The organism is Granulicella tundricola MP5ACTX9, assembly GCF_000178975.2.
GTDB classification, from domain to species: Bacteria; Acidobacteriota; Terriglobia; order Terriglobales; family Acidobacteriaceae; genus Edaphobacter; species Edaphobacter tundricola.
In genome coordinates this window covers 4,177,844-4,194,974 of the sequence record NC_015064.1, presented here as the reverse complement: position 1 = coordinate 4,194,974, position 17,131 = coordinate 4,177,844, and the positions used below count along the sequence as shown (strand labels likewise).

At 61.7% G+C, this 17,131-nt stretch carries 15 protein-coding genes; 8 read left to right on the top strand and 7 right to left on the bottom strand.

Features of this window, described 5'->3' with window-relative positions; all coding sequences use genetic code 11:
- Window positions 1–145: 145 nt before the first annotated feature.
- Entirely contained in the window at window positions 146–1,552 is a 1,407-nt protein-coding gene (locus ACIX9_RS18325; RefSeq protein WP_269744681.1) for a cytochrome P450, read from the top strand.
- Here the strand turns inward: ACIX9_RS18325 and ACIX9_RS18320 are convergent.
- Together ACIX9_RS18320 and ACIX9_RS18315 are read right to left on the bottom strand one after the other, a co-directional pair.
- Window positions 1,534–2,010, bottom strand: a complete 477-nt coding sequence (locus ACIX9_RS18320; RefSeq protein ID WP_013581989.1) for a DinB family protein — start codon at window positions 2,008–2,010, stop codon at window positions 1,534–1,536. The genes ACIX9_RS18325 and ACIX9_RS18320 overlap by 19 nt on opposite strands.
- 36 nt (window positions 2,011–2,046) lie before the next feature.
- A complete protein-coding gene (locus tag ACIX9_RS18315) occupies window positions 2,047–2,481 on the bottom strand; it encodes a VOC family protein (RefSeq protein WP_013581988.1) in 435 nt (144 codons plus the stop codon).
- A 128-nt stretch (window positions 2,482–2,609) separates the two neighbouring features.
- Here ACIX9_RS18315 and hscA point away from each other — a divergent pair, with 128 nt between their 5' ends.
- Together hscA and ACIX9_RS18305 are read left to right on the top strand one after the other, a co-directional pair.
- Window positions 2,610–4,613: a Fe-S protein assembly chaperone HscA gene (gene hscA, locus ACIX9_RS18310; RefSeq protein ID WP_013581987.1), complete on the top strand. Its 2,004-nt coding sequence runs from the start codon at window positions 2,610–2,612 to the stop codon at window positions 4,611–4,613.
- A 36-nt stretch (window positions 4,614–4,649) separates the two neighbouring features.
- A complete protein-coding gene (locus tag ACIX9_RS18305; RefSeq protein WP_013581986.1) occupies window positions 4,650–5,108 on the top strand; it encodes a 2Fe-2S iron-sulfur cluster-binding protein in 459 nt (152 codons plus the stop codon).
- Window positions 5,109–5,225: 117 nt separating this feature from the next.
- Here ACIX9_RS18305 and ACIX9_RS18300 read toward each other — a convergent pair whose 3' ends face one another.
- From ACIX9_RS18300 to ACIX9_RS18290, 3 genes are all read right to left on the bottom strand, one after another.
- A complete protein-coding gene (locus ACIX9_RS18300) occupies window positions 5,226–6,359 on the bottom strand; it encodes a SurA N-terminal domain-containing protein (protein WP_013581985.1) in 1,134 nt (377 codons plus the stop codon).
- A gap of 20 nt (window positions 6,360–6,379) precedes the next feature.
- Entirely contained in the window at window positions 6,380–7,357 is a 978-nt protein-coding gene (locus ACIX9_RS18295; protein ID WP_013581984.1) for a DsbA family protein, read from the bottom strand.
- 68 nt (window positions 7,358–7,425) lie between these two features.
- Window positions 7,426–8,304: an SDR family oxidoreductase gene (locus ACIX9_RS18290; RefSeq protein WP_013581983.1), complete on the bottom strand. Its 879-nt coding sequence runs from the start codon at window positions 8,302–8,304 to the stop codon at window positions 7,426–7,428.
- A gap of 94 nt (window positions 8,305–8,398) precedes the next feature.
- On the opposite strand from ACIX9_RS18290, the gene ACIX9_RS18285 reads away from it, so the two are divergent.
- From ACIX9_RS18285 to ACIX9_RS18280, 3 genes are all read left to right on the top strand, one after another.
- The gene (locus tag ACIX9_RS18285; RefSeq protein WP_013581982.1) at window positions 8,399–9,133 is read left to right on the top strand and encodes a TetR/AcrR family transcriptional regulator; all 735 of its coding nucleotides are present in this window, start codon (window positions 8,399–8,401) and stop codon (window positions 9,131–9,133) included.
- A 1-nt stretch (window position 9,134) separates the two neighbouring features.
- Window positions 9,135–9,266 (top strand): hypothetical protein, encoded by a 132-nt coding sequence (locus ACIX9_RS27460; RefSeq protein WP_269744680.1) that lies wholly within the window; start codon window positions 9,135–9,137, stop codon window positions 9,264–9,266.
- Between the two features lie 159 nt (window positions 9,267–9,425).
- Window positions 9,426–10,775, top strand: a complete 1,350-nt coding sequence (locus ACIX9_RS18280; RefSeq protein WP_013581981.1) for a cytochrome P460 family protein — start codon at window positions 9,426–9,428, stop codon at window positions 10,773–10,775.
- Here the strand turns inward: ACIX9_RS18280 and ACIX9_RS18275 are convergent, their stop codons facing one another.
- Window positions 10,776–11,555: a hypothetical protein gene (locus tag ACIX9_RS18275; RefSeq protein WP_013581980.1), complete on the bottom strand. Its 780-nt coding sequence runs from the start codon at window positions 11,553–11,555 to the stop codon at window positions 10,776–10,778. It abuts the gene before it with no gap.
- A gap of 127 nt (window positions 11,556–11,682) precedes the next feature.
- The gene (locus ACIX9_RS18270) at window positions 11,683–14,241 is read right to left on the bottom strand and encodes an LPS-assembly protein LptD (protein WP_013581979.1); all 2,559 of its coding nucleotides are present in this window, start codon (window positions 14,239–14,241) and stop codon (window positions 11,683–11,685) included.
- A gap of 152 nt (window positions 14,242–14,393) precedes the next feature.
- On the opposite strand from ACIX9_RS18270, the gene ACIX9_RS18265 reads away from it, so the two are divergent.
- On the top strand, window positions 14,394–15,752 hold the full coding sequence (locus ACIX9_RS18265) for an RDD family protein (RefSeq protein WP_013581978.1): 1,359 nt from the start codon (window positions 14,394–14,396) through the stop codon (window positions 15,750–15,752).
- Between the two features lie 35 nt (window positions 15,753–15,787).
- Complete coding sequence (locus tag ACIX9_RS18260; protein ID WP_013581977.1) at window positions 15,788–17,056, top strand: cation:proton antiporter; 1,269 nt, start codon at window positions 15,788–15,790, stop codon at window positions 17,054–17,056.
- Window positions 17,057–17,131: the final 75 nt, after the last annotated feature.

Here is a 17,131-nt window from a genome sequence, read left to right as displayed (position 1 = left end):
AACGCCTCACGCAGACGGCCCTCCAAGTTCTTCACGGAGGGCCGTCTTGCGTGAAATAGAAATGACGTCGAACTTTGTAACGCATCCCGAAGCTTCCTTACTTAACCGGACGCTCATCAGCGCGCATAAAGCATAGGCTGAAAGCATGACGCCGGCACCGGACATCCATCGCGGACGTAGTTCCGAAGTGCCCGCTGGCCCTCCGATGCTTCGGCAATTCTTCTCAGGCGGATCGCTCCGGCGTAACGCCGCCGAGTTCATGCTGCAGAATGCCCGTGAATACGGTGATCTAAACCATTACCGCATCTTCGGCCGCAATATCTACCAGCTCAACCATCCGGACCTGATCGCCGATTACTTCCTGAAGGATGCGCCCAAACACCATCGCAACATGGTGATGCAGAGCGCGCGTGAGGTGCTGGGACACGGCCTGCTGACCAGTGAAGAGCCGTTGCATATGCGGCAACGCAGACTGGCACAACCAGCCTTTCTGCGTGAGCGGATCGCGGCCTATGCGGAGGTCATCGGGAATAAGACGCTTGAGCTTACGGCACGCTGGAAGCCAGGAACCATCACTGATCTGCACCCGGAAATGCTGGAGCTTGCGCTACGCATCGTAGGCAAATGCCTCTTCGATCTGGACGCCTTCGATGACGTGACGGCCATCGCCTCAGCGGTCGACTCCTTCATGAGCTTCATGCCGCTCTCGTTCCTGCCCTTCGCCAGGCAGATTCAACGCTCGCCCATTCCTGCAATGCGTCGCCTGGAACGCGGTAAGGCTCACCTGGATCAACTCATCTACCGCATGATCGCGGAGCGCCGCGCCGACCCGACCGATCGGGGTGACCTGCTCTCCATGTTGCTGAATGCAACCGAGCCTGAAGGAGATGGGAGTGAGGCCAGCGGAATGACGGACCAGCAGTTGCACGACGAATGCGTCACCGTCATTCTGGCCGGCCACGAGACCACGGCCAACGCGCTTTCGTTTGCCCTGCACCTCATCGCCCATGATCCTGCGGTACAGGAAAGGCTGCATGAGGAGTCGACCCGGGTTCTTGGCAACCGAAACCCCGTCGCTGCCGACTACCCGTGGCTTCCCTTTGCCACCCAGGTCTTCGCCGAGACGATGCGCCTCTATCCACCGGTCTGGGTGACGGGCCGCACCTGCGCGGTGCCATATACGATCGCGGGCTATCAGATCCCAGTGGGGGCGACGCTGCTTGCACCTCAGTACGCCGTGCATCGCGATCCGCGGTTCTTTGCCGACCCGGAGCGCTTTGACCCAAGCCGATTCAAGCCTGAAAAGAAGGCCGGTCTGCCGCGTTACGCGTATTTCCCGTTCGCAGGCGGTTCACGGCAATGTATTGCGGAGGGGCTTGCCTGGATGGAAGGAACGCTGGTGTTGGCAGTGATTGCGCGCGACTGGCGGCTCACCCCGCCGACCGGTAGTGCGCCACGTCCGGCCATCAAGCCGGCAATTAGTCTGCGGCCCAGCCATGGCACGCCCCTGCTGATCGAGCGGCGGATTCCGAGCTATCGTGGCAGCGACTGAAGCTGTCCCAGATGATTGAGATCGTGGCCTGCCATGGTTTCTACGATCGTTCCGAAGGTCATGGCGCCGCGCTCGGGATGCGTCACCATTCGCTCGAAGTCCGCTGCGCTTGCTCCACCGATCAGCTTCAGGTTCCACTGGCGCGCCGCACGAAAAAGCTCCAGAGCTTCGGGCAGCGTGTAGACGGAGTAGCGCTTGGCCCAGTCATCCTGGTCGAAGGGTTGGATCACTGGGTGCGGTTCCGCAAGGGTCTGCCGCAGCCTGAAACTGAACGCCAGCTCACAGTCCGCTAAGTGCGAGACGATCTCGCGCGGGCTCCATTTCCCCGCAGACAGAGGCGCCTCAATCTGTTCCGGAGTCAGCGCACAAACACTTTGATGAATCAGTCCGGGCGTTGCGGCAAGCACCGCACGCGCGTCCTGCTCACCCAGAAAGGCTGCATAGGGGTTGAGTACCATGTCAGAAAGCTATCATGGCGGCTCTGGCGGCGCAGTCTAGTAAGCCCAGGGATCGTACTCCCCGATCGACCAGAGGTGTCCCTCCGGGTCCTTGTACCCGAAGGCCTTGCCACCGTATTCCATTTCAGCGAGCTCCCCGGTGATCTCGGCTCCAGCAGCCTTCGCAGACTCGTAAATCGCCGTAGCGTCGGTCACGATGAGGCAGATGGACTGCGTGCTGCGTCCGCCGATCTCGTCGGGCTGGGAGATGAGTTTGGAGTATTCGCCCCCGTTGACGACCGAGCCGATCATGACCATGCCGTTACCAAAGGTGAGCTCGGCGTGCATGACGTGGCCCTCCGGTGCGTCGTAAACGGCCTTTTTCTCCATGCCGAAGGCGGTGACGAGCCACTCGATGGCTTTGTGGGCATCGCGGTACCGCATGGCTGGGATGATCGACGATTTACAGTCCTTTGCAAGCGTAGAACTCATGCTGTCCTCCAATGGGTTGAGATTATGCCGGGCCAGTGTAGGACAATGGATGAGGAACGGCAAATGAAATTCGGCACCGCCCGTAAGCCGCACGCATCGAACAATAAGCAAAGGATTACCGGAAACTCATGGCAGAAGAACGCGTTGTAGGCATCGATCTCGGCACCACAAACTCGCTTGTAGCCTTCATGCAGGGCGATACCCCGGTGGTTATTCCCGGCGAAGACGGAGAGCGGCTGGTTCCGTCCGTCGTCGCGTGGACGGATAACGGCGTTGCGGTCGGAAATGCGGCACGCGCGACTCTCATGCAGGATTCTGCGTCTGCAGTCTACTCCGCCAAGCGTTTGATGGGCCGCGACATTACCGATATTCAGGATGAGCTGAAGCTGTTTCCCTTCCGCCTTGCTGACGACGCCAAGGCAGGCGAGGTGCTGCGATTGAATGTCGGCGGGCTGACGCTAACGCCTCCAGAGATCTCCGCGTACGTCCTTCAGCAGCTCAAACGCAACGCAGAGCGCTTTCTGGGCGGGGCTGTCACCAAGGCAGTCATTACGGTTCCGGCCTACTTCAATGACGCGCAGCGCCAAGCCACCAAGGATGCGGGGCGCATCGCAGGGCTGGATGTTCTGCGGTTGGTCAATGAGCCGACTGCGGCTGCACTCGCCTATGGTCTCGACAAGCAAAAGGATGGTGTCATTGCCGTGTATGACCTGGGCGGCGGCACGTTTGATATCTCGATCCTCAAGCTGCATGAGGGGATCTTTGAGGTCATCTCCACCGGAGGGGATACCCACCTGGGCGGCGACGATATCGACAACCTGCTGATTGCTATTGCGCTCGACGATATCTCCGGGGATTTAGGGGTGGATGTTGGTGGCAATCCCGAGGCGATTCAGGCGATTCGTAAGGCTGTGATCGACGCGAAGATCGCGCTCTCCCTCAATAAATCGGCGCACCTGAACGTCACGCTTCCGGGGCAGAAGCACTACCGCCGCGAGATTACGCGTGAGCAGTTTGATCAGCTTGTCGCCCCGGTTATTACTCGGACGGCTGGCCCTGTACGTCAGGCGCTTGCCGATGCACAGCTTACCCCAGCTCAGATAGATGAGGTTGTGATGGTGGGGGGCAGCACGCGCATCCCTGCTGTCCGCACCTTGGTGACGCAACTGTTTGATCTGGAGGCCCGAGGCAAGAAGCTCCATACGGAACTGAATCCTGATGAGGTTGTCGCTTTAGGCGCTGCGGTGCAGGCACGGATTCTAGCCGGTGGGTCTGCAGCTACGGAAGATCTGCTACTCCTCGATGTCACGCCGCTTTCATTGGGGATCGAGGCTCTGGGCGGCGTTGTCGCCAAGATCATTCAACGCAACTCGACCATTCCTGCTTCGGCGACGGAGCACTTCACGACCGGGGTGGATGGGCAGACGAACGTCGCCATCCATGTGGTGCAGGGGGAGCGGGAATTGGCTAAGGATTGCCGGTCTTTGGCGCGCTTCGACCTGAAGGGGATTCCGCCGATGGTCGCCGGATTGCCGCGGATTGAGGTCAAGTTTCTCATCGACGCGAACGGCATCCTGCACGTTTCGGCGCGGGAGCAGCGCAGCCGTAAAGAGGCCGAGATTGAGGTCAAGCCAACCTACGGCCTTACCGACGAGCAGGTTGAGACCATGATTCTCGACTCCTTCGATAACGCCGAGCAGGACATTACTGAGCGCCAGGTGATCGAAGCCAAAAACGAGGCTGAGACGATCATGACAGCGGTGGAGAAGGGCAAGTCCACCCCCGCGTGGCAGCAGCTTAGCTTTGACGAGATCGCGAAGATCGAGGCTGCCACCACCGAACTCAAGGCATCGCTCAAGGGCGGCGACCACAAGATCATTCGCAAGGCGATCGAGGCGCTGGACCAGGCTACCCGGCGTTTCGCGGAGATCATGATGGATTCGGCCGTCTCCGGGGCGATGAAGGGGCAGACGATGGCGGCTGCCGGGGAGTCCATGGGGCAGAATCTTGGGGCTTCTCCGTCCGCTCCGCATGCCTTTGCTCCTGCTGAGATCAACCCGGGTAAAGAGAGCGATGGGTTGACGCAGATTGAGTTGAATCCGGAGACTCCGGGTGAATCGACCGAAGACTGAGCCTAGATGCTCGCAGCACGGTAAAATCGAGGAATAATGTCAGATCACGAAGTAAAGCTTCCGTTTGTAGACCGCTCCACTCCCCCAGCTGAAGGGATCGTCCGCGTGACGTTCCTGCCGGAGGATAAGACCGTCGAGTTCCCGTTCGATACGCTGCCCTATGAGGGGCATGGGCGGCCCATGAGCTTCCTGGATGTGGCGGAGAACTACGGGATCTTCCTTGACCACGCGTGCGGCGGCGTCTGCGCCTGCACGACCTGTCACCTTTGGGTGAAGGAAGGGGCGAAGGGTGTCTCCGAGGCGGAGGACCTGGAGCTTGACCGGATGGAGACGGCGGCGGATATTCAGCTGAGCAGCCGGTTGGGGTGCCAGGCGGTGATTGAGCGGCCGGGGACCTATGTGGTCGAGATCCCGAAGTGGAACCGGAATTACGTGCAGGAGGGCAAGCCGGTTTCGGGTGCTCCCGGACGTGACTACGGGACAGTCGGCGAATAGACCTGGGAGTAAATCGACCCCTTCACCCCTACCCGGGTAAAGGGGTCCAAAGTCTTCAAAACAGGTAGGTTAAGTCTGGACTTCCTGCTCCGCGCCGATCATGACCCACCGGCGGATTTAGTGGGCGTCCGACTTGAAGATCTGCTCTGCGTAGAAGTTTTCTACCTTGGCATGGTCGCGGAGCATCTCGTAGTAGGCGCCCTTTAGAAGCTGGGAGCGGGCGTCGTGCAGGCCTTGGCGGATACGCTGCTGGACCTGAGGTTCGGAGACGTCATGCTGGCCGGCGGGGTCGCGGGAGAGAAGCTGGAAGATGGCATAGCCGCCGACCTTCTTGGGGTCGGACGGGTCCGGGAACGGCATGATGTCGGTGACCTGGCCGGGCTTCAGGTTGGCCAGCGAGTTGAAGATGATGGGGTTGGACTTCATCTGGGTCTCGGCGACCGAGCCCATGTCTCCGCCTGAGGCCGAGGTTTGGGGGTCTTCCGAGAAGTTCATCGCGAGCGAACCGAAGTCCTCGCCGGAGTCGACGCGATTCTTGAGCGCCAGGATCTTCTTTTTGGCGTCGGCGTCGGTCTGGGCCTTGCTGCCCTGGAGGTTGCCGGCCTGGGGGGCGGGGCTGCTGGTCACCAGGATGCGGGCGATGTGGTACTGGGTCTCGATGTTGTTGAACTCGCTCTTGTGCTGATTGAAGTAGCTGGTGATATCGGCATCGGAGACGGTGACCTTGGAGTTGATCTCCTTGTTCAGCAGCTTATTCATGGTGAGAGAGCGGCGCAGATCGCGCTTGATGTCATCGACCGAGGTGTGACGCTCGCGCAGAAGCCCGTCGAACTGCTCTTCGGTGTAGGGGGCCTTCATCTCTGCCAGCTTGGCATCGACCTCTTCGTTCGTGGCCGTGAGATTCATCTTGGTGGCGCGCTGCTGGACGATCTCTTCGTCGATGAGTTGTTTCAGGAGACCGAGGCGCTGGGAGTCTGCCTGCTCGGCTGACGGTTGGGACTGCTGGGCTTCCCCGAGCTGCAGGTTGTAGACCTTGTCCAGGTCCGCGCGCATGATGGCATGGCCGTTGACCGTGGCCATGACGTCCGCAGAGTGCTGGGGGTGGCAGCCCGCAAGAGCGAGGAGCGGAATCAGCAGAAATAAGGTGCCGCGTTGCCGCGTCTGCGAGTGAATCTGGGCTTGAACCTGCATCTGAATCCGATTCTGGGGCACTTCGTAAGCCTCGCTGGCTTTATTGTCCAATATTTTCATCACTGGGTTAGACGCGGATACTAGCTGCCCGGCTTCGTGACGGGCGCGGGAGCGTTATCGGAAGGCGTGGCGGGTGCCGCGGGCGGGACATACGGCGGCGGCGGGGTCTGGCCGGCGGCGATCAGGGCCGAATCGACGAAGCGGTACAGATCCTCGAGCGGATAGGCTCCTTCGAACTTCTCGCCGTTGATGAAGAGGACGGGCGTGGCCTCGACGTTCAGGTCCTCGCCGACCTTGAGGGATGCCTTGATCTTGGTGTCGTCCTGTTTCTTGATGCAGGCTTCGACCTCAGGCTGCTTGAGTTTCTCCTTGGCGGCCTCGTCCAGCGTCATCTTGTCGAGCGAATCGAGCGCCTTCTGGAGGTTGTGGTCTGTGCCTCCGAGTTCGCCGGCATGGGCGTGGATGGTGTCGACCAGGTTCCAGTAGCCCTGCGAGCTCTGGGTGGCGACGCAGTTCACATCCACGGCGGCGCGCATGGCCCAGGGGTGCTGAGAGATGGGGAAGTCCTTGTAGACGAAGCGGACCTTATCGCCGTAGCGCTGGGTGAGCGCGGGAAAGATCTGGCTGTGCATCTTTGCGCAGTAGGGGCACTCGAGGTCGTCGAATCCAACGATTTCGACGGGGGCTCCCTGCGGTCCACCGCGTGCGGGGCGATCGGTGCCAGAGACAACGGTGAGGGGGTTGGCGCTGATGTCGTACTTGGAGAACTGTGCGACGGTCTTGCCATCGTTGGAGAGCAGGAAGGTAACGGGCTTGCTCTGCTGTCCGTCAGCGGTGAAGCTGACCTCCATGCTGTCGTAGCCGGGGACGTCCGAGGGGGTGCGCGGGCCGATGTGGATGAGGTAGTTCGGCGGAATCTTGGCGCGGGTGCGGATGAGGATCTCGACGCGGCGGTAAAGCTCCGGCGAGAGGGTTCCGGCGGCGGGCTTCTGGGCGTGGCAGCCGAAGGAAGAGGCTACGAGGGCGAGAGCGAGGAGTGGCTTGGCGACGGCGTTCACGCCTTTATTATCTCACTTTGGGGGGGCGGGGCCAGTTCCCCCTCCGGCTCCGGCCTCACTCCGTGGCTTTACCAGGATTTGGTCTCGGGCTTCGATAGGAACTCGCTCAGAGCATCCGTCATGGCGGTGGGTCTGCGGCCAAGCAGACGCTGCAGAGTTGGATCGACGACGGCAAACTCATCGGCCCGGCTCGCCTTGTAGAGGCTTCCGATTCCATCGGCCAGCATCTCTGGAAGGCCATGCGCGATCAGGCCTGCGCGATAGTCCTCATCGGTGACGGTCTCTCGCACAATCTCGCGACCGAGGATCTCCGAGGCGAGCTTTGCGATGGCAGCGAAGTCCAGCGTCTGTGAGGCGGTCAAAGGCGGTGAGACGCCGTCGAACAGACCAGGCTGGGTGAGGGCAGCGACCGCAGCCTCTGCGAGGTCGGATCGTGAGGTCCAGGAGACGGGGCCATCTTCCGGAAGGGAGATCTTCCCTGCCTGCTTGAGGCTTCCTAACTGGAACAACGCCGACTCCGCATAGAAGCCATTGCGGAGCGAGACGTACGGAACTCCGGACGCTGCAAGCAAGGCTTCAGTTGCCGCGTGGCCCTGCGCGGGGACGAAGGCGGACGACGCACTCGCTCCTTGATGGCTGGTGTAGAGGATGCGTTTTGCGCCGGCTTTCTTTGCCGCCTGGATGGCATTACCGGCGAGGCGGACGGCCTCCTCGCCGAACTTGTTCACCGAGACCATCAGAATCTGCTCAGCTCCGTCGAACGCCCCCGCCAGGCCGGCCGGGTCAGCGAAGTCCGCCTTGCAGATGCGGACACCGCGCTGCTTGAAGTCTTCAGCCTTTTCCGGATCACGGACGCTGATTCCGATCTGAGTTCCCGGCAGCTTGTTCAGAAGTCCTTCCACGATTTGCCGGCCCAACTGTCCGGTTGCACCTGTTACGACGATCATTGATTCCCCTTGCTTGCTTTGTCAGCATTACTTTGTGTTTCCATTGGTATCATAATTTTAGTTTCGTTGGAAACAATCAGATAGAATTAGGGGTGTGCCGAAGAACGTCAAGCAAGAGCTCTCCACGGTTGTTCCTGGGGCTAACCATCGCGAGCGCATCCTCAAGGCTGCGATGGTTCTGCTCGCAAAGGGCGGCCGCGACGCCCTGACGACCCGCGCGGTGGCTGAGGCTGCGCGGGTGCAGCCGCCTATTCTCTACAGGCTCTTCAAGGACAAAGCGGGTCTGCTGAACGCTGTCGGGGAGCATGGTTTTGGCGTGTACATGGCGAAAAAGCGGTCTCCGGTGGATACAGAAGATCCGGTGGAGGCGCTTCGCGCAGGCTGGAGGCTGCATGTGCAGTTTGGGCTGACTCATCCTGAGCTCTATCTGCTGATGTACGCCGATCCTCATCCTGGCGCGGAGAGCCTGGCTGCTGAACGATCGCACCGCATCCTGCTCGAACATATGCATCGGGTCGCGGTAGTGGGACGGCTGCGTGTCAGCGAAGAACGAGCGGCGCGTCTCTTTCACGCGGCCGCGTGCGGCATGGTGATGACGCTGCTGGAGATGAAGAGCGATCTGCGCGACATGACTTTGTCAGACGCAGCGTGCGATGCGGCTCTGGCGGCGATCGTTGTGGACGCGCCGATGCTGCAGGCTCCGGCGATCGCATCGGTCGCTACGACGCTACGAGCTCTCGTGGTCAGTGTTGACGAGCCGCAGAGAACAAAGGTCTTCACGAAGGCGGAACATGCCTTGCTGATCGAGTGGCTTGATCGCCTGGCCTGATTTGCAGGTGATCGTAGTGATCCGCGCTCAGCATCAGGACCAGCGTGATGGCGGCGATAGCGATCTCGCCGATCGCTCCGACGAGGAGTGGTTTGGCACCTTGTTTCAGCAGGTCCTCGAAGCTGGTGCTTAGGCCGACGCCGGCGAAAAGGTAAGGCTTTTACCAAGCGGAGAGAATTTGATATGCGCTCCGCGGCACATGTGAGAGCCTCAGAATGAATCTCGCGCGGTAGCGTTGTTTTATCAGGGTTGAACGCTTCCCTTGTTATACGAACGGAGAACGATAAGCACGATGAAAATTCTAGGTCAGTTGCTGCTGGTGGGTGTGGTGGTGTTCGTTCTTTTGCAGGCTGTGCGTCCCAGCATTCCTGCACCGGCTGCTACGGCTGAGCTGCAGGCTCCGCCGCAGGTGATGCAGGTGCTGCGCAAGGATTGCTATAGCTGCCACTCGAACGAGCGGCGGCTTGCATGGTTCGACGAGATCGTTCCCGGATACTGGCTGGTGCGGCATGACATCCTGACGGCGCGAGAGCATGTGAACTTCTCGACGATCGGCGCGAAGCCGGCGGCGATGCAGAAGGCGACGCTGTTTGAGGCTGTGAACATGATCCAACTCGGCGCGATGCCGCTGCCGCAGTTCACGGCGCTGCACCCGGATGCGAAGGTGACGCCGGAGGAGCTGTCGATTCTTAAGGCGTATCTTGCGCCGTGGTCGCCTGTGGCTCCGGCTGCTCCGAAGACTGATGCTGCCGTGACTGCGCCTGCCGCGGCACTGGTTTCTTTGACCTCTGTGCTGCCGGAGTTCGACGGCTTCACGTTTGACGGTAGCTTTGAGGGTTGGAAGCCGCTGAGTACGACAGATCGTGGAGACAACAATACGTTCCGGTTCATCCTGGGCAATGAGATTGCGGTGAAGGCGGCGCAGTCAGGCAATATCTCGCCATGGCCGGATGGGGCACAGTTTGCAAAGGTGGCCTGGCAGCAGGAGCCAGGGGCGGATGGCCTGGTGCATCCCGGCAAGTTCGTGCAGGTGGAACTGATGCGGAAGGATGCGCAGCGCTACAAGAACCAGGAGGGCTGGGGTTGGGGACGGTGGCGTGGTATGGACCTGAAGCCTTATGGCAAGGATGCGAAGTTCGTGAACGAATGCACGAGCTGCCATCAGCCGGTGAAGGGTGATGACTATGTCTACACGATGCCGATCACGCCGGCGAAGGTGGCGAAGGTGGAGGTCGTGAACAACCATGCTGCGGCGCTGCCGGCCAGCCTGCCGTATCAGCCGCTGGGCTGGAATGCGATCACGATGTACGTCGATCCGAAGACGCATACGATGGCGACGCTGTATGGGAACGACGCTGCGGTGAAGGCGACCGGAGCTCGCGGGGCGATTGCGGCCGGGGCGGTTAGCTATCCGGCGGGCGCGGTACTGGCGCTGGTGACATGGGTGCAGCGGGATGATCCGCATTGGTTCGGTGCGCGGATCGCGGATTCACCGCAGGCGGTGGAGTTTGTGGAGGTTGGTGCGACACATGCTTATCGGCGGTATGCGGGAGATGGGCTGCCGGAGGATCGCCGCGAGGCTGGTTTGGCGATGCAGCGTACGGCGTTTGTGACGGGGCTTGCTCCGGCTCGGCTGCCTTAGTTAGCGCGTAGCCGCAGGGAAGGCGGCGCTGATCTGCTCGATGCGCCAGATGGGGCCGCCGTAGTAGAGCTGGCCTTCCTCGCGGATGAAGGCGGGTGCGAGGCCTTCCATGATCCAGACGTGGCAGTCCGGGGGCTGCTTGCCGACGAGCGGGGCTACCAGCCCGACGAGGCCGCCCAGCTCAGGCTTGACGGTGAAGTCGGTAGCTTTGCGGTGGACGCCGCCGATGGTGAAGGTCTCTTCGCCCTCCGGCTTGACGGCAAAGTGGATCAGGCGGGGCTTGCCGACGGTGACGACGAACGGGACCTTGATCTCGGGGGAGTCGGCGGAGAGGTTCATGAGCAGGGTAAGCTGCATGCCATTGGCGACGTCCGGCGGCAGGTCCATGTGTTCCTGCGTGGTCTGGGGCTTGCCGTCACCGCCGAGGATGCGGAAGGTGAGCTGGCCGTTGGCCTCGATGGTCAGGTCCAGGGGCTTGGGGAAGGATGGGCCGCGTTGGATGTGGTGATCGCTGATGAGGTGGAAGGAGCCACTCTGGGTGAAGGTGGTGGTTTCGTCGTCGAGCGAGCCGTCCCGGAAGTGGAAGGTCAGGCGGGAGGTAACGCGGTCGGCGTGGGCGACCTGGATGAGGTCGCCGGCGGCGAGGAGCTTGCCGTCAAGGGAGCGAATGGAGAGGAAGCCGTGTGCGGTGCCCTGGATGTGGCGCACGGGGATAGGCTCGGCGAAGAGGTTTGACGCGAGGAGTGCGAGGGAGGCCAGGTGCAGGGGACGTACGTGCATCGATCTCCGGGTCTTGGAGCAGGATTTGGCGGTTCTCTTGGCGGAACAGGACTTGCAGGGGTGTGATGCGGGTTTTACGAAAGGTCTTTGAGCAGACGCTGCTTTTCCTGGAAAAGACGCCCTGATTTTAGAAGAGGCGCTCGGCGCGGCGGAGATTTCCAGCGGCACCAATATTCGCAAGCGTGAAGTTGAAGCGGTACACGCCTTCGTTGCGGACTGCGCCTAGCTCATATTTGCGGTACTCGACTGCCAGGCCGCAGCAGTTCCAGTTGTAGGAGGTCTGGATGGCGGCGTACTGGAGGGTGGCGCAGCTTGCGGAAGGGGTCGCCGTGGTGGGTGAGGTGACGGCGGGGCAGAGATCGAAGCCGGCGTTCCCGGCGATGGCGAGACCGGGCCTGGTGGGTTGACCGTAGCCGAGCAGGACGCGCATCTGGTTGAAGCTGGAGACGGTGGAGCTGACGTTTGAGGTGTAGAAACGGCCGGGGGCGTCCAGGCGGGCGTAGCTGAGGGCACCGAACGCGTTGCCTTGATGGACGTCCAGGAAGACGTTGTTGGAGGTGAACTTTTTGGCACCGGTGTCGTAGTCGAAGTCCCACTCCACGTCCGTCTTGGCGGTGGTGCGGACGCGCAGGCGGCTGATGAGCGGAGAGATGCTGCGCGGCTCGGTCAGGAAGGCGACACCGGAGAGATCGAGGGTGGAATCGAAGATGTTGCGGCGACCGTTGAGGACAGCATGGCCGAAGGTGGGGTCGAAGAAGTACTTCTGGGTGAGGCGCCAACTGATGAGCTCTTCATTGCCGCAGCCCTTGTTGGCCTGGTCCTCTGGGACGGGTTCGCTGGCGGCTTCGGGCTCGAGTCCTGGGCCCTGGGGGAGCTCATTCGTATGGCAGGGGGTGCCGTCCTTGTGTGGTGCGGCTTTGCGGAAGAGGCGCTGGGTGACGCCGTACTCGGCCTCGTTCCGGTCCGAGACGACGTCGGTCTCGTCGAAGCGCAGCACCTTGAGGAAGTTATCGACGCCGCCGGTGTAGCGGTAGGCAAACTCCGGCTCGATGGTATGACGGATCTGGCTGCCCAGGAACTTCTTGAAGGCGGTGGGGGTGAAGGTGCGCTCGATGACGGGCGGCCGGATGTCGAGTTCGCCTTCCAAGGTCACGCGGGTAAGACCGCCGAGATCTTCGACGGGCGTGCCGCCGGGGGTGTACGGGGTTACGCGCGAGCGGGAGTACAGCGTCTCCCGTGTTCCGACCGCCGGGCGGATGCGCCACTGACCGATGGAGAACGGAACGGCGACCTGCGGGTGGAAGTCGAACCGCTCCACAACGCCGCCGGTGGCGAAGTTGGGCTGCGTGCGCTTGAGCCCGGAGGCGGAGGCGTCGAAGGTGTACTCCAGGCTGGAGGTGCCGAGATGATGATCTGTGGCGGAGAAGCTGAACGTCGGCACGTGGAAGAGGCGCACCTGCTGCTGCGGTGTAGTGCCTTGGGCGATGAGCTTGATGCCCTGGTAGCGGTCTGCGAGCGCGGCCAGCTCAAAGCCGTCATGGTCATGGGTCAGATACGCGGTGGAGACCACGTCTGAGGTCACGGCTTGGTTGAAGTTGTCTGTGAATGCCTCGCGGTAGATGTAGCTGGAGAGGTATTCGATGTTGCCGGCGGTGCGCGTGTATTTGGTGAAGTCATGCCGGCCGGCGAGAACGAAGTCCTCTCCGCCTTGGTTGGCTGCGCCTACGAGCTTATCCAGCAGACCGGTGTAATGGACGTTGACGAAGTCCTGGCCCTGGCCGCGGTAGCGGAAGGTGGCCATCTGCGCATAGCCGCGGGAGGAGTAGTAGTCCGCGCCGACGGTGAGATCGGACGAGCGGTTGATGACCACGTAGATCTGCTCGCCGATGATGAAGCCCTTGGTCGAGGACTGGCCGATCGTAGGGATCAGAAAGCCGGACTGGCGCTGGTTGGAGTCCACCGGATGCGTCACGTAGGGCAGATACAGCACCGGCAGGCCGAGCAGGTGGAAGGTGCTACCGGTTGCCTTGGCCTTGTCCCCGTCCATAGAGAAGTGGGTGGAGGAGAGCAGCCAGTCGGGCTTGGGCAACTGGCAGGAGGTCACGGTGCCGTCGTAGATGTCATAGTTCGCGGGTCCGGTCTTGACGACCATGCGGCCGCTGAAGAGAAACGGGTTGCCGGAGGTATAGATCACGCGGCTGGCGGTGGAGTAAGTGGGGTCGGACGGGATCAGCGTGGGCGCGCGAACGGCCGGTGGCTTCATGGCGACCGAGCCACTGACGTCGTAGAAACGTCCGGTCTGATTCTTGAGATTGTAGACGCCGTGGGCGGCGGAGATGCGCTCCTGATTCTCGCCGCCAGTAATGACGAGGTGGCCGCTGGCGATGACGTCTCCGGTCTTCTTGTCGAAGTCGATGTGGTCCGCGCGGATGATGCGGTCCTTCATGGTGATGACGACATCGTTATCGAGCGAATAAACGCCGTTGTGCTCGGATTGGGTGCCTGCATCCCAGGTCACGTCACTTCCGCCATCAGCGGCAGGGACGATGTAGGCGAGGGGATAGCGGACCTCGGACGGCGTATTTGGGAGCCCGGTTGTCTGGGCGGTTATCTGGTCTGGAGGGGGGGGTGCCTGAGTTGTCATCTGCTGTGCGTGCAGATGCATCCCACTGAGGGCGAAGGCCATGATAGTTATGAAGAGGTAACGGCTGCTGAACTCCAGACGAGACTCACCGCAGAAGCTTTTCTCTCTTCCCGGGCCGGTTCGAACTGGAGCGACGCACACCACCGATCTCAAGGCTAAACGATTTCACGGAAGCGGGTTTGGGTTTGAACACGATGAGCTCTGCACAGCTCGAAATTTCTCCGGCGGACGAGACCGCCGCAGCCCTTGCGGGGCAGCATTCCGAGAGCCCACGGCCCGGTGCGTTGCGTCAGCAGATGGCGGAGCGCATTGCACAGCATCGCCAGCGCCGCAGCTATCACGGCCACTCCGCCGTGCAGCTCTTTGAGGACTCCAAGCCCGAGGGCCGCAACAAGATCGCCGCCACGGTCGCCGAGCGCTACGCGCAGTCGCCCAGCTACCGCGCCTTCCTGGCTGACGAGGCCCAAAAGGCTATCCGCCAGGCCGCCGCAGCCGCAGAGGTCGCCGTGCGCAGTGCAGAGGCCGTCGCCACCGCGCAGAAAGAGCTGCTGGCTGAGCTGGAACTCTGGACTGCCCCGCAGGAGTTCACAGCGGAGACCGCTGTCATGGTCGAACCTGCTAAAGCCGAGCCCACGCCCGTCCCGACCCCGGAGCCCGTCCGTCAGATCTCCTCCGCGGGTATCACGGTCAAGCTCTACGAGGACGTGGGCCGCGCAGCCATCCTATCCGCGCCCGCCAAGCTTTCGGTCGCTCCTTTCAAGAGCCTGCCTGCCCCGCCGCTGGACGACGAGGAGTATCTCGCGCTCGATGAAGAGATCGCCTTTCGCAAGGAGCCGGTCTTCGACGACTTCCGCGACTTCTCCGCGCCGGTCGAGCCCATTGCGGCGAATCTCCTTTCCTTTCCGCGCCAGTTGATCGCGACCAAGAAGGCTCGCCCACGCTTGGCGGAGGGTCCGCTGCGCGATGAGCCCGCCTCCCGCGCGCCGCAGCTTCGGATCTTTGAGGTTGAAGCCGAGCAGATCTCGCCTGAGCCGCCACCGTCCTCCGCGCCGGAGTGGAGCTCCATCCATCTGGACGCGCACTCGGTCATCGAACCCTTTCAGGCACCGGACGATGACACGGCCATCATGCCGACGCTGCTGCCGCCCCACACCGCAGCCGTCAGCCAGCGCCTCATGGCCGCCGCCGTGGACTTCACACTCGTCTCCGCTACCTTCCTCGCGTTCGCCGCTACCGCTGCTTACGTCGCCGGCTCAGTGCCTACCGGAGCCGCTGCGGCGACGACCTCCGCGGTCGTCTTTGCCATCCTGTATCTCTCGTATCAGCTACTTTTCTTCACGTTCTCAGACCAGACGCCGGGGATGCGGTATGCTCGGATCGGCCTTTGCACCTTCACGGATGAGAACCCGTCCCGCTCCGCCATGCGCAAGCGCATCCTGGCGACGGTTGTTGCGGCTTGCCCGTTCGCCATCGGACTGCTTTGGGTGTGGCTGGATGACGACCGCCTGGGATGGCATGACCGCATCTCCCGCATGTATCAGCGCAGCTACTAAGCTCTCGCGCGCCGCAAAACCAATAGACTCAAGGTATGTCCCGGCTTGAGCTCTTCAGCATCCTCGTCACGACCGCCGCGCTCTTCGGCTGGGCGAGCCGCCGCTGGCTTAAGCTGCCCCTCACCATCGGCACCATGGTCCTCACGGTGGCTGCCGCGCTGGGCCTGCTGGGACTTGACCAGATCATTCCGGCCCACCTGATTCCCGGCCTGCACCCCTGGGCGCTGCACTTGCTGGGTGAGATCGACTTCGAGAATCTGATCCTGCACGGCATGCTGGGCTTGCTGCTCTTTGCCGGTGCCTTCCTGCTGGATCTGGAGGCGCTCGCCAAAGAGAAGCTCGCCGTGGCGCTGCTCTCCCTGCCCGGCACGCTCTTATCTTTCCTGGCAACCGCGGCGCTGATGCACTGGCTTCTGCCTCTGCTCGGCATGCAAGCTCCGTGGCTTCCCTGCCTGTTCTTCGGCGCGCTGATCTCGCCTACCGACCCCATCGCGGTATTGGAGATGCTGGGCCGCGCCGGGGTATCGCGCAATCTCAAGGCTCAGCTTGCGGGCGAGTCCTTGTTCAACGATGGCGTGGGAGCGGTGCTCTTCATCGCGCTGCTGGAGGTCTCACGCGGGACGATTGCTTCTCCGATTCACTTCATCCTGCTGCAGGTCTTCAAGGCGGCTGCGGGTCTCGCGTTGGGTGTGCTGGCGTCCTGGTTCTCGTCCTGGATGATGAGCCAGGTGGACGCGTACCAAGTGGAGATTCTGTTCACCATCTCGCTGGCAGTCGGCACCTATGCGCTGGCGGAGCGGCTGCACGTCTCCGCGCCGTTGACAGCTGTGGCCGCAGGCATCGCGCTGCGTCACTTCAACCTGCGTCATCACCATGACGACATCTCACACACGCGCCTCGATCGTTTCTGGGAGGTGATCGATGAGGTCCAGAATGCGATCCTCTTTGTGCTGCTCGGGCTGGAGATTTTGGCCATTCCGTTTACGCGCCTTTCGCTGGAGTCCGGGCTGGTTGCCATCGTCTCCGTCTCCGTGGTGCGCTTTGCTGTCGTCGCGGCGATCCTGATGCTGCTCCGGCTGCTTCAGCCTAGCCATCAAAGCTCCATCCGAACGCTGACATGGGGTGGCTTGCGCGGGGGACTCGCGTTGGCGCTGGCCTTGGCTGTTCCTGCTCATCAAGGACGAGCCTGGATACTTGTCGCCACGTACTCGTTGATTTTGTTCTCCATCGTTTTTCAGGGTGGATCGATGGATGTCATTCTAGGCAGAGTGGCAAGAAAACAGGGACGAGAGCCTAGGGCCTAGCAAACAGGGGCGCAGACAGCAGAAGGGCCTGCATACAGCAGGCCCTTCTGTTGCTCTAGTTTGTAGGACTTCGTC